At 46.1% G+C, this 12,948-nt stretch carries 9 protein-coding genes, 1 pseudogene and 1 other annotated feature (1 of these 11 only partly in view); of the genes and pseudogenes, 2 read left to right on the top strand and 8 right to left on the bottom strand.

Annotation, left to right across the window (positions count from 1 at the left end; translation table 11 throughout):
- Positions 1-65: 65 nt before the first annotated feature.
- The gene (locus QYF49_RS06440; RefSeq protein ID WP_290398768.1) at positions 66-1,757 is read right to left on the bottom strand and encodes an AMP-binding protein; all 1,692 of its coding nucleotides are present in this window, start codon (positions 1,755-1,757) and stop codon (positions 66-68) included.
- Positions 1,758-1,947: 190 nt separating this feature from the next.
- Here QYF49_RS06440 and QYF49_RS25975 point away from each other — a divergent pair.
- Positions 1,948-2,049, top strand: a pseudogene (locus tag QYF49_RS25975) (DUF6254 family protein); the annotation flags it as partial.
- A 332-nt stretch (positions 2,050-2,381) separates the two neighbouring features.
- Here QYF49_RS25975 and QYF49_RS06430 read toward each other — a convergent pair.
- From QYF49_RS06430 to zapA, 5 genes are all read right to left on the bottom strand, one after another.
- Complete coding sequence (locus QYF49_RS06430) at positions 2,382-2,786, bottom strand: DUF350 domain-containing protein (protein WP_290398767.1); 405 nt, start codon at positions 2,784-2,786, stop codon at positions 2,382-2,384.
- 13 nt (positions 2,787-2,799) lie between these two features.
- Entirely contained in the window at positions 2,800-5,163 is a 2,364-nt protein-coding gene (locus tag QYF49_RS06425) for an endonuclease MutS2 (protein WP_290398766.1), read from the bottom strand.
- Between the two features lie 27 nt (positions 5,164-5,190).
- Complete coding sequence (gene polX, locus QYF49_RS06420; RefSeq protein ID WP_290398765.1) at positions 5,191-6,912, bottom strand: DNA polymerase/3'-5' exonuclease PolX; 1,722 nt, start codon at positions 6,910-6,912, stop codon at positions 5,191-5,193.
- A gap of 70 nt (positions 6,913-6,982) precedes the next feature.
- Positions 6,983-7,522 (bottom strand): CvpA family protein, encoded by a 540-nt coding sequence (locus QYF49_RS06415; RefSeq protein WP_290398764.1) that lies wholly within the window; start codon positions 7,520-7,522, stop codon positions 6,983-6,985.
- Positions 7,523-7,804 (bottom strand): cell division protein ZapA, encoded by a 282-nt coding sequence (gene zapA / locus QYF49_RS06410; RefSeq protein WP_290398763.1) that lies wholly within the window; start codon positions 7,802-7,804, stop codon positions 7,523-7,525.
- Positions 7,805-7,941: 137 nt separating this feature from the next.
- Between zapA and rnhC the strand changes: the two genes are divergently transcribed.
- Positions 7,942-8,889, top strand: coding sequence for a ribonuclease HIII (gene rnhC / locus QYF49_RS06405; RefSeq protein ID WP_290399066.1), 948 nt, complete (start codon positions 7,942-7,944; stop codon positions 8,887-8,889).
- Between the two features lie 291 nt (positions 8,890-9,180).
- Here the strand turns inward: rnhC and pheT are convergent, their stop codons facing one another.
- Positions 9,181-11,613, bottom strand: a complete 2,433-nt coding sequence (gene pheT / locus QYF49_RS06400) for a phenylalanine--tRNA ligase subunit beta (RefSeq protein ID WP_290398762.1) — start codon at positions 11,611-11,613, stop codon at positions 9,181-9,183.
- A 13-nt stretch (positions 11,614-11,626) separates the two neighbouring features.
- Entirely contained in the window at positions 11,627-12,661 is a 1,035-nt protein-coding gene (gene pheS, locus QYF49_RS06395; RefSeq protein WP_290398761.1) for a phenylalanine--tRNA ligase subunit alpha, read from the bottom strand.
- Positions 12,662-12,733: 72 nt separating this feature from the next.
- Positions 12,734-12,948: a binding site (T-box leader), on the bottom strand (it continues 15 nt past the right edge of the window).

The raw sequence follows: 12,948 nt of genomic DNA, 5'->3' as shown, positions 1-12,948 counted from the left end.
TTTTCTGTCAATTCTATTATTCCTTTGTTTGTATAAAAAAACAAGGACCTTTTTAATAAAGGTCCCTATATCTCCTGTGTTTCCCGCTCTTTCGCTCTTTCTTCCTCCAATAAAACTCTTCTTAGAATTTTTCCGACCATCGTTTTTGGAAGCTCGCTTCTGAATTCATATACACGCGGAACCTTAAACGCAGCCAAATTTTCTCGGCAATATTTATTGAGCGTTTCCTCTGTGCAAATGGCATTCTCTTTCAACACGATAAACGCCTTAACGGTTTCGCCGCGATAGGGATCCGGAATTCCGACGACAACGGCTTCCTTTACCGCTTCATGCTCATAGAGGACTTCTTCAATTTCGCGTGGATATATATTATATCCTCCCGCGATGATCATATCTTTTTTCCTGTCGACGATATAAAAATAACCGTTCTTATCCATATATCCCATATCACCGGTCATAAGCCATCCATCTTTAAAAACAGCAGCTGTTTCCTCCGGCTGATTCCAGTAGCCTTTCATCACCTGAGGCCCTCGCACCAATAACTCGCCGACTTCTCCAACTTCCGCAAACTCTCCGCGCTCCGTTGAATAAATCGCAGCTTCCGTATTTGGCCATGGCAGACCGATACTGCCATTGACCTGGTTTCCATAGATCAGATTGGAGTGAGTAACAGGTGATGCTTCTGTCAGGCCGTAGCCCTCAACCAGACTTCCGGAAATGACCGCTTGAAATTTTTGCTGAACTTCTTTTGGCAGCGGTGCAGACCCGCTGATGCAAGCCTGAATGGAGGAAAGGTCGTACTTCATTAAATCCGGATGATTCAGCAGAGCAATATACATGGTCGGCGCACCCGGAAACAAGGTAGGCCGCTGCTTATGAATGGTCTGCAGTACTTGCTTCGGATCAAAACGCGGCAGAATGATCAGTTTGGCCCGTGTCATGATGGCCTGATTCATCACCACCGTCATTCCATACACATGGAAAAAAGGCAAAGCAGCGAGTACCACTTCTTCTCCAACGCGGTGTTTATAAATCCAGATGCTGCATTGTTTTGAATTCACCACCAAATTGGAATGAGTCAGCATGACACCTTTTGCCGGTCCAGTCGTCCCTCCTGTGTATTGGAGCAGCGCCACATCTTCTCTTGGGTGAATGTCTACTGGAATCCGCCGATTTTCACTATTGCTGACTAACTCTTTAAACGAATGAACACTTCCGCCATACTGTACATCAACGACCGTAAAAGGTTTTTGTTTTTTCTGTACAAACGGATAGAGCAAATTCTTGGGAAAGGGCAAATAATCCTTAATTCCCGTCACAATTATATGCTCGAGCTGTGTCATTTCTTTTACAGCTGCAACCCTTGAAAAGAGCTGATCTAGGCAGACGATTGCAGATGCCCCGCTGTCCTCGAGCTGGTGGCTCAGTTCTCGTTCCGTATACAGGGGATTGGTCTGAACCACGATTCCCCCCGTGAGAAGGATGCCATAATAGGCAATAACTGCCTGCGGACAGTTTGGAAGCATAATCGCTACCCGGTCGCCTTTGCCGATACCGAGGCAAGACAGCCCGTTGGAAAATCTCACAGCACTCTCGTGAAGCTGTTGATACGACATTTCTTTACCTAGAAAATGAAGAGCAGTCTTTTCTGGGTTTATAGTGGCTGCTTCTTCTAAATACGTGAATAAGGGTTGTTCCTCATAGTCAACCTCACTGGGGATTTCTGGTGGATAATGGTTAAGCCATCTTCTTTCCACTTTTACCTCCTCCTTGATTCACGCCTTTCTAAAAAATACTCTCTCATCTTCATTATAATGAAAACGTATACAATTTAACATATTTTTTTAAAAATTAAAAAAGTTTATAGTGCTTTTGGCACTTTTTTGCGAGGATGAGCCTGTTTTTTCCGCAGCATACTAAACAATAAAACAAAGGAGGCTAACATTCATGACCCATTCAAAATCTAGAAGAGATGGAGCTTGGAAAGCGGGCAAAGAAACCCAGCACCCTCATGGCAAAATCAAATCACAGCAAGAAATCTCAAGCGAAATCGGAATGAAAGACACCAACCAGCTGACTGCACAGCCAGCGGATTTTGATGAGATCGAATACTGAATAGAACTTCGGCGGGCGTTGCCTGCCTCAGCTTTTTCGCTCACGGCTCGAACGCCCAAATCAGCTCTACTTCAGTTTACAATGGCGGACCCGAATTTTCTTGAAATAAAAAACCAGCCGGGAGGCTGGTTTTTTGCTTAAAAGCTGCTGAAATCCAATTTCATTTCCTTTATGTTAAAAAAATTAAATAAAAGATGCCGAAGAGAATAAAAATTCCGCTGCAAATGAATAAAACCTTCCATAACGTATCCACCAACGCTTCACTCCTAATCAATCCCTGAACCGATCACAAACGACAAACCGATGGAGATAACCATGGAGATCAGACCCACGGCACGGTTATCGTTTTCAATCTCTTCATCAATATTGAATCGCGGGGTTAAAAATTCAAAGATAAAATATCCGGCCAGCAGCAGAACAAAGCCGAATAGGCCCCATGCCATCATCTGAGGAAGGGAATCGTTCTGCGCGATGGAATAGCGGAAAATATTCGCGATGCCGAATATCTTTCCGCCGGTTGCCATCGCTACGGCCAGATTTCCTTTTTTAATCTCCACCCAGTTCTGATACCTGGTGACGACTTCAAATACTGCCAAAAAAATAACGAGGAAAAGTACGACTACACTGTAATTTGCCGCCGTTTGGATAAACGGATTGTGGGATACGTCCATCTCTGACCTCCGATTATTTTAATACCGCTACGGTTATTCCGCTTCCGCCTTCATTTGCCGCTCCCATTCGTGTCGATTTCACATTAGGGTGTGATTTAAGCAGCTGCTGCACACCCGAACGCAGGGCACCTGTGCCCTTCCCATGAATGATGGAAACTTGAGGATATCCCGCCAGCATCGCTTCATCCAAATACTTATCCACTTCAAGCATCGCATCCTCATACCGTTTTCCGCGAAGATCGAGTTCAGGACGAACAGAGTCATCACTGCCCTGTACTTTTACAAACGTTCTCGGCTCTGGTTTTTTCTCCTTCGTCTGCTTGATTAATTCCAGGTCGCTCAGTGACACGTTCATTTTTAAAATACCGATCTGTACCTGGTATTCACTGTTGCTGACTTTATTGATGATATGGCCTTTTTGTCCAAAGCTCAGCACTCTCACCTCATCGCCTGGTTTAAACGAGGCAGACTTTGGTTTGGTGGAAGCAGCTTTTTTCTTTTTCGAGCGAAGTGAAGGAGTGGCTTCCTCCAGCTTCTTACGGGCATCGATCAATCGGTGTTCCTTCACATTGCCCGCTTCTTTCTGATATTCCCGAAGTTCTTTAATCACTTCTTCAGCGGTCCTTCGCGCATTCGCCACGGCTTCTTCCGCCTTCCGTTCGGCTTCTTCAAGCAAACGGTCACGATCCCGGTCAAGATGCTGCAGCTCTGTTTCGAGATCCTCTTTTAACTGTTCTGCTTCCTTCCTGATCCTTATGGCATTCTCCCGTTCTTCTTCGGCACGTTTCTGGTTATCTTCAAGCGAACGGATCATGTTATCAATTTTGTTATCTTCATCACTGATCTGCGATTTTGCCTCATCAATAATAGAAGGCTCCAAACCTAGACGTCTGGAAATTTCAAACGCGTTGCTTCGTCCCGGCACACCGATCAGCAGCTTGTAGGTCGGCCTCAGCGTCTCCACGTTAAATTCTACGCTCGCATTAATGACCCCTTCCCGGTTATACGCGTACGCTTTTAACTCGCTGTAATGTGTGGTGGCAATCACTTTTGCTCCCCGTTCAAAAACATAATCCAAGATGGAGATCGCAAGCGCCGCACCTTCCTGGGGATCTGTCCCCGCACCCAATTCATCAAACAGCACAAGGCTTTTAAAGTTGACGGTTTTAAGGATATCAACAATGTTGACCATATGAGAAGAAAACGTACTTAATGACTGTTCAATAGATTGCTCGTCGCCGATATCGGCATAAATCGCTTCGAACACGGTCATCTCAGACTCTTCTTCTGCAGGAACCTGCAAGCCTGATTGAGCCATCAGCGACAGCAGACCGATCGTTTTTAACGTAACCGTCTTCCCGCCTGTATTGGGTCCGGTAATGATCAATGATTGAAACGTTCCGCCCAGCTCAACATCGATCGGAACGACAGCATCCTGATCGATGAGAGGGTGCCTTGCCTTGCGCAGGGAGATGTATTCCCGATCGTTCATGATCGGTTTCGTCGCTTTTAGCTCACGGCTATACTGCGCTTTGGCAAAAGTAAAATCGATTTCCGACAGAATCGCCACATTGTGAGCGAGAGGCTCAGCAGATTCCCCGACTAAAATGGAAAGTTCTTTGAGAATCTTTTCAATCTCTCTTGCCTCTTTGGCTTTTGCGTCTTTCAACTGGTTATTTATCGCAACTACAGCCTGGGGTTCAATAAAAAGCGTGGCTCCCGATGAGGACTGATCATGTACCATTCCGCCAAAGCTGCCTCGGTATTCTTGTTTAACGGGCAGCACGAAGCGATCATTTCGAATCGTGATGATCGCATCGGATAGCATCTTTTGATAGCTTGAGGAACGGACCATGCTTTCCAACTTCTCACGCACTCTCGCTTCAAACGTGCGCAGCTGGCCCCTAATTGTCCGCAAGGCCGGACTGGCACTGTCCATAACATGTCCGTTGTCGTCAATGCATGCTTTGATTTCCTGCTCCAAATCAATGAGCGGCTCAATCTGTTCCACTAGGCCTTCAAGGATCGGCAGTTCAATGCCATCCTCAACCATTCCCACTGTAAACCGCTTAAATCGCCGACCGCCATACACTGTCGTCGCTACATCAAGAAGCTCATCCGTATTGAGCAGGCCGCCGATCTGTGACCGCTTCAAACTGGCTCGAATATCCCGTATTCCGCCGAGCGGAGCCTGTCCTTTTAAACGGAGAACCTTAACTCCTTCATCAGTGCTGTCCTGCCAATGGCGGATCTCCTCATATTCAACGGAGGGCTTCAGCTGTTCAACCTTCTGCTTACCTAAGCTTGAGCTTGCATGTTTTTTTAGCTGTTCGATGATTTTTGTATATTCTAAGACACGAAGTACTCGTTCCTGCAAAATTAGTTCCTCCTCCCAGGAGACGTTCTATTCTTGTTTATCATTTCGTTGTAAAAACGATTTCAACTCTTGAATCGGCATGGTGTTCAACACATTTTCCGGCCGGACATAGCCTTTACGGGCGACAGAAACACCGATGTCCATATGCCCCAGCGTTTCCCGGTAATGGGCATCTGTATTGATCGTAATTTTCACACCTTTGTCCTGTGCTTTCTTGAGCCATTCGGGTGCCAGATCGAGCCGGCTTGGATGGGCGTTCAGTTCAAGTGCGGTATTCGTTTCAGCCGCCACTTCAATCAGCATATCCAAATCCACATCATAACCGGGACGGCGTCCGATCACCCTCCCTGTCGGATGTGCAATAATATCCACATGATGGCTTTTGAGCGCGGTCTTCATCCTTTTCATGATCGTCTCTCTGCTCTGTGAAAAAGAAGAATGGATCGAAGCGATGACAAGATCCATTTCAGCCAGGAGTTCATCATCAAAATCCAGTGTACCATCCGGCAGAATGTCCATCTCGACGCCGGCTAAAATTTTAAAATCATCGTACTTCTCGTTCAGCCTGTCAATCTCTTTTCGCTGCTGCCTCAGCCGCTCCGGAGTCAGTCCATTCGCTACCCTCAAGTACTGGGAATGGTCAGTGACCGCGATGAATGCGTACCCTTTTTCCCTTGCAGCTTCGGCCATTTCTTCGATCGTGTTCGCTCCATCGCTCCATGTGGAGTGCATATGAAGGTCTCCCCTGATATCATCAGGTTTGATCAGCCGCTGAGGCTCGCGAAACAACTCAAGTTCATCCCCGCCCTCACGGACTTCCGGCGGTATCCACTGAAGTCCGAAATGGGCATAGAATTCTTCTTCCGATGGAAATGTCATGACCTCGCCGGTCTCTGTATTTTCAACACCGTATTCACTGATTTTTTCGTTACGCTCTTTCGCCAGCTGCCTCATCTTCACGTTATGCTCCATCGAACCAGTGAAATGATGCAGTGCGGAGGCATACTGATCTTTGGAAACGAGTCTGAAATCCACGGATACCGGATACTCGTATTCAAATTGGAGAGAAACTTTAGTGTCGCCTTTTGCGATGATATCAGAAACGCCTTCGAGCTGGACGAGCTGTTCTTTTACTGCAGCCGCATCGGTAACCGCGAGAATGAAATCCAGATCTTTAATCGTCTCGCGAAAACGGCGAAGACTCCCAGCCAGCGAAAATTTCTCAATCCCTTCCACGTTCTTCAGCTGCTCTTCAATTTTTTCCGCAACAGGAAGCATAAATGCGATGGGAAGCCGCTCGGGGCGTTTTCCGAGTTCCTCAATTGCGGCCAGTATTTTCTCTTCTGTCTTGTTCCCAAATCCTGCGAGTCCTCTGACCTTTTCCTGTTCACACGCCTTTTTCAGACTTTCAATATCGGTAATCCCCAGTTCTTGATAGAGCTTGGAAATCTTTTTTCCGCCGAGCCCAGAAATGTCAAGCATCACTAAAAGTCCAGACGGAACCTCGGCCTGCAATTCCTCAAGCAGCGAAGACTTCCCTGTTTCGAGCAGTTCAGCAATGACTGCCGCAGTACCTTTTCCGATTCCTTTCAACTGGGAAGGATCCCCGATTTGCTGCATGTTCCTGTCATCGGATTCCAACGCCTGGGCTGCCCTCCTGTAGGCCGAAGTTTTAAAAGAGTTCTCCCCTTTGATCTCTAAATAAACGGCGATCATTTCAAGGACATGGACTACCTGCTTCTTATTCAAATGAACACCCTCTTTCAAAAGACTTGATAAACGATGCACGGTAAAAAAACTTCTCTGTTAAAGAGAAGTTTTACGCTATATTTTTGGACCACAAATCTTTGATCGTTTCTGAGAAAACTGGCGTATTTTCCACCATTCCCTGTCCGATAAAGGAATCCTGGTAAGCGGAGTGGATCGAACCGGACGGGATTAACGAAGCGACGTAAAGCAACAAGAACAAAATCAAGTAAACTTCGACAAATCCTAAAATCCCTCCAAGCCAGCGGTTAACCGTGCGGAGCAGCGGCAGATCCGCAATGAAGTTCAGCATGTTTCCTACGATCTGCAGAATGATTTTTGTCCCAAAGAACAAGAGAGCAAAGGCAATGGCGCGGTAATACACATCTTCTAAGGAAATGCTGCTAAGAATCGTTGACATCGGGCTATCATTACCGATGGAAGGATATGGAATCCATAATTTCAAATGAGGCGCAATGTCATCAAAGTATAGATAAGCCACCACATACGCTGCGATAAAGCCGACGAGATGAATAACCTGCATGACAAGGCCGCGCTTCAGTCCGATAAAAAATCCGGCAATGAGTAAAACAATTAAAATGAGATCTAACATTTATTTATCCTCTTTCCTAATCTGCTGTTGCAATTTTTCCAGCTCTTCTTTAGTCTTTAAGTATTCGTTCATCAGATTTACTGCTGTGAGTACGGCAAGCTGTTTCGTATCCAATACAGCATTATACTGCTGGATGTCCCGCATCTTTTCATCAACCATTGCAGCAACCGAACGAATGTGGCTGGAAGCCTCAGTGCCTATTACTGTATACTTTTGACCAAAGATTTCCACGATGGTCCTTGCTTTCATTTTATCTTCCGCCACAAAATTACCTCCAATCATAAGTTCACCTGCAAATAAGCTAAGAACTCTAATCATTATCTTAACAGAAAGGGAACAGTTATGAAAATATTTGTTCTAAAACCAGCTTTCATTATATCCAATTCCTACTAAAAAAAAATCCAATGAAAAGGAACATGATGATGGCAAATACGGTACTAAAAATGACAACCCAAGAAATCAATAAACTGAAAGAAGCCTACCAAGCTTTTATACAGCCTTCTTCTCCCCCCGGAAGTGTTTTTACGGCAAAACCCGCAGGCTGTACGGTTACAGCCTATAAATCAGGCAAGGTCCTGTTTCAAGGTAAGACGGCCGAAATGGAAGCTCAAAAATGGGGCTCCGCACCGGCAGCACCCGATCCGAAGCCTGGTAAATCAAAACCTTCCCATGCATTTGCCCCTCCTGAAAACGTGGGTACTCTATCCTTGATCGGAAGCGATGAAGTGGGAACGGGTGATTATTTCGGTCCGATTACAGTGGTAGCTTCGTATGTTCCAGCGTCACAGCTCGAGCTGGCAAAAGAATTGGGAGTAAAGGATTCAAAGTTTCTGAACGACAAGCAGATCGCAGCCATCGCAAAGGATCTTCTGCAAACCATCCCGTACAGTCTGCTCGTCCTCAGCAACCGAAAGTACAACGAACTTCAGGCAAACGGAATGAGCCAAGGGAAAATGAAAGCTCTTCTGCACAACAAAGCCCTTCATAACATGCTGGAAAAAACAAAGGATCTTCACGTAGACGGTATTTTAGTGGATCAGTTCTGTGAGCCGGGTGTCTATTTTAATTATCTCTCAAGAGAAAGAAACATCGTAAAAAACAACGTGTTCTTCGCCACTAAAGGTGAATCTCTTCATTTGTCCGTTGCCGCCTCATCCATTCTCGCACGTTATGCATTTATTAAAGAGATGGATAAAATCAGTGCAAAAACAGGTATTGAGATTCCTAAAGGCGCCGGCAGCAAGGTGGATGTAAAAGCGGCTGAAATGATCCGCAAGTATGGTACTGCTTATCTGAACGATATCGCGAAAATTCATTTTGCCAACACGAAAAAGGCGCTTAATCTAGCAAAAAGCAAACGGAACTAAGCTTCATTCCAAAAGGCTCTTTTCTAAAAGATTGTTGCTTTGTGAAGATTTTTGTCAAGATTCTTCATTGACAAGTTGATTGGAGTGCAAGGTGCGAGACTCCAGCGAGACGCGCGTGACAGGTGAAACCCGCAGGCGCTTGCGCCAAGGGGTTCAGCGCACGCCCCGCGGAAAGCGAGCAGCCTGGAACGGAAATCAACCACCCTCATGAGCATCAAAGGTTGCGAAAACAGCTTTCCAAAAATAAAACCCGCAGTCTCAAAAAAGAGACTTGCGGGTTTTTCATGCTTATTATTTTCGAAGCTCAGCCCCGAAACGTTCTTCCAGATTGCGGAGGATGTTTTCATGAGCCTTTGTCACTTCTTCATCCGTAAGCGTACGTTCAGGATCAAAATATTTTAATGAGAAGGCCAGTGACTTTTTGCCTTCCTCCATGTGCTCGCCTTCATACAAGTCAAACAAGCTGCTTTCTTTCAGAAGAGCTCCTCCCGCTTCATGAATGACAGTGTTTAAATCTCCGGCAGGCAGGTTCTTGTCGACCACCAATGCGATATCTCTAGTGATGGAAGGGAATCGAGGCAGTGTCTGATAAACGGTAGGTTCAACGATCGTCTGGATTAACTGATCCAGATCCATCTCAAACACGTAAGTTTCGTTTAGATCCCATTCTTTTTGAGTTCCCGGGTGTATCTGGCCGATCAGGCCGATCGTGATGCTGTCAAGCTTGATGACTGCTGTTCTTCCTGGATGCATCCCTTTCAAACTTTCACTCTCAAAAGAAATTCTGCTTCTTAATCCGAGTTCTTCGAACAATCCTTCAAGAATTCCTTTCACCACGAAAAAGTCCGTTCTCTTCTTTTCACCCTGCCAAGGATGGATATTCCAAAGGCCTGTGAGCGCACCGGAGAGATACGTTTTCTCTTCAGGCAGAACAGAGATCGGCTGTTCAATGGTAAAGAAGACAGAACTGATTTCAAACACACCTACATCATCAAGTGAACGGTGATGATTATGACGCACCACTTCAAGAAGCTGAGGAATGAGTGTGCTTCGAAGAGTACTCCGCTCCTCGCTCATCGGGTGGGAAACCGAAATGGTTTGTATATTTTCCTGCTGCTCCTTCACAAAAGAGAAGCTGGTTGCTTTTTCAGGAGTGGTCAGTGCATAAGTTACAGCCTGATACAGTCCAGCGCCTTCAAGATAACGCATAACCTTTCTTCGGGCAGCCTGATAGGGGCTAAGTCCGCCAGGTCGGCTTTCTGTTACAAGATACGTGGTAGGAATACGGTCATATCCATAGATTCTTCCCACTTCCTCTACAAGGTCCGCATCAATGGTAATATCCGGCCTTCTCGCGGGAACGGTAACCTTGAATGTTTCTCCCTGTACCTCAAATGGAAAACGAAGTCTTGTGAAGATTTCACTGATTTGTTCGTTTTCAATCGCTGTTCCGAGCAAGCTGTTAATTCTCGTTCGGGTGACTTCAGCGGTTCCTTCACTTACCGAGCGTTCGCCATCCTCAACAATGCCTTCCGCCACTTCTCCTCCAGCATATTGCGCCATTAAGGAAGCAGCACGGCGGGCTGCCTCGTACACACGGTTGCGGTCGATTCCTTTTTCATATCGTGCACTGGCTTCACTTCGGAGCCCAAGATCCTTGGATGCAGCTCTTACACGCTGTCCTTCAAAATAAGCGGCTTCAAGCAGAACTGTCGTAGTATCTTCCTGAACTTCCGATGTTGCACCGCCCATGACACCGGCTACTGCAACCGGTACTTCACCATTGGTGATGACAAGATGGCTGCTGTTTAATTTTCTTTCGGTGTCATCAAGCGTCACAATTTCTTCTCCGTCTTTCGCTCGGCGGACGACCACTTCCCTGGATCCGAAACGGTCATAGTCAAAGGCATGAAGCGGCTGTCCGTATTCGAGCAATACGTAGTTCGTAATATCCACCACATTATTAATCGGACGGATTCCCGCTGCAATCAAGCGGTTTTGCATCCAAAGAGGTGATGGTCCGATAGAAACATTCTTGATCAGCATCGCTCCATAGTAAGGATTGTCTTCTGTTGCATCAACTTTTACTGAAATATAATCTGAAGCTTTTTCACCGGTATGTTCAAGTGGAACTTCAGGCAGCCGCAGTTCTTCGTTAAGAATGGCTGCTACTTCATATGCGACACCAATCATGTTCAAGCAGTCTGCACGGTTTGGTGTCAACCCAAGCTCAAGAACATAGTCATCCAGGTTCAAGTAGCTCAAAGCATCGCTGCCAACCTGTGCATCAGAAGGCATGACGAATATTCCGGCCGAATACTCTTTTGGCACCAGTTTGGTATCCACACCCAATTCAGTGAGGGAACAGATCATCCCATGTGACGCTTCTCCGCGAAGTTTCGCCTTTTTAATCTTGAAATTCCCAGGAAGTACGGCACCTACCTGCGCGACCGGAACTTTTTGTCCCGCAGCCACGTTTGGTGCACCGCATACAATCTGTACCGGTTCTTCTGCACCGATGTCAACCTTACAGACCCGTAGCTTATCCGCGTTCGGGTGTTGAACACATTCCAGCACATGTCCAACGATCACTCCAGTGATCCCTTTGTTGAGGGACTCCACGATTTCTACTTCAATTCCACTTTTCGTAATTTTTTCACCCAGCTCTGCAGCCGTGATATCAATATTTACATACTCTTTCAGCCAGTTATATGAAACTAACACAGGGTTCCCCTCCTTATGCCTTTTTGAATTGTTTTAAGAAACGAAGATCATTGGTGTAAAAATGACGGATATCATCGATGCCGTACTTGAGCATGGCGATCCGTTCTGGGCCCATTCCAAATGCAAACCCTGTGTATTTCTTAGAGTCAAAGCCAGCCATCTCCAATACGTTCGGATGCACCATACCGGCTCCGAGGATCTCGATCCATCCCGTATGCTTACAGATCGAACAGCCTTTCCCGCCACATTTAAAACAGGAAATGTCCATTTCAACGGAAGGCTCAGTGAACGGGAAGAAGCTCGGACGCAATCGAATTTTGCGATCCTCACCGAACATTTTTTTCGCGAAGGTTTCGAGCACACCTTTTAAATCGCTCAATCGGACGTTCTCGTCAACGACAAGTCCTTCAATCTGCATGAACTGATGAGAGTGGGTAGCATCATCATCATCCCGCCTGTAAACTTTTCCGGGAGAGATGATTTTAACCGGCCCTCTTCCATGATGCTTTTCCATCGTTCTTGCCTGTACAGGAGAAGTCTGGGTACGCAGAAGAATGTCCTCTGTAATAAAGAAAGAGTCCTGCATGTCTCTAGCCGGATGGCCTTTCGGAAGGTTCAAGGCTTCAAAATTGTAATAATCGGTCTCCACTTCAGGACCCTCTGCTACGGTAAAGCCCATCGTTAAGAAAAGATCTTCTATTTCTTCGATGACCGCTGTTAACGGATGTGAATTTCCTTTCCTTACCGGACGGCCGGGAAGCGTCACATCGATCGCTTCTTTATTCAGCTTTTCTTCAATAGCTGCTTGCTCCAGCTGTCTGATCTTTGCATCGAGCGCTGCTGTAATGGCATCCCTTACTTCATTGGCATAAGCGCCGATCACTGGACGCTCCTCTGGAGACAATTTTCCCATTCCTTTTAGCACTTCAGTGATTGGGCCTTTTTTACCCAAATAAGAAACTTTAATCTCCTGTAGTTCTTTCAGTTCATTCGCCTGCTGGATTTTCAGCAATGCCTCTTCCTTTAATGCCTGCAATCGGTCCTGCATAACATTTGCCTCCTCATAATCATGACTCATTTCAAAGCCTGACAGCCTTGAAAATAAAAAATCCCCGTCCATAAAAGGGACGAGGATTCGCGGTACCACCCAGATTTACCAAGTTTTCAGGCCAAGGCCTTCACTTGTTCACTTCGTTCACATAACGGACTTGGTCCGGTCCGCCCTACTGTCGGTTCAGGCGACTGCTCAGGAGTGAATTCGATAAATTCTACCGCAGAAACACTTTCAGTCGAGATGTTTCCTCCCTTGGCGGCGAGCTTTTATGTACTACTCTC

It is taken from the genome of Fictibacillus terranigra, from assembly GCF_030412265.1.
Taxonomy (GTDB): domain Bacteria; phylum Bacillota; class Bacilli; order Bacillales; family Fictibacillaceae; genus Fictibacillus_C; species Fictibacillus_C terrinigri.
The sequence above is the reverse complement of the archived record's forward strand: the minus strand, read 5'-3'. Positions and strand labels throughout refer to the sequence as shown.

What these genes read in the sequence shown, in the direction of transcription:
- QYF49_RS06430 (WP_290398767.1), bottom strand. Translation starts at nt 2,786, where the DNA reads ATGGACGTATCCCACAATCCGTTTATCCAAACGGCGGCAAATTACAGT.
- QYF49_RS06415 (WP_290398764.1), bottom strand. Translation starts at nt 7,522, where the DNA reads ATGTTAGATCTCATTTTAATTGTTTTACTCATTGCCGGATTTTTTATC.
- zapA (WP_290398763.1), bottom strand. Translation starts at nt 7,804, where the DNA reads ATGATTGGAGGTAATTTTGTGGCGGAAGATAAAATGAAAGCAAGGACC.
- rnhC (WP_290399066.1), top strand. Translation starts at nt 7,942, where the DNA reads ATGATGGCAAATACGGTACTAAAAATGACAACCCAAGAAATCAATAAA.
- pheS (WP_290398761.1), bottom strand. Translation starts at nt 12,661, where the DNA reads ATGCAGGACCGATTGCAGGCATTAAAGGAAGAGGCATTGCTGAAAATC.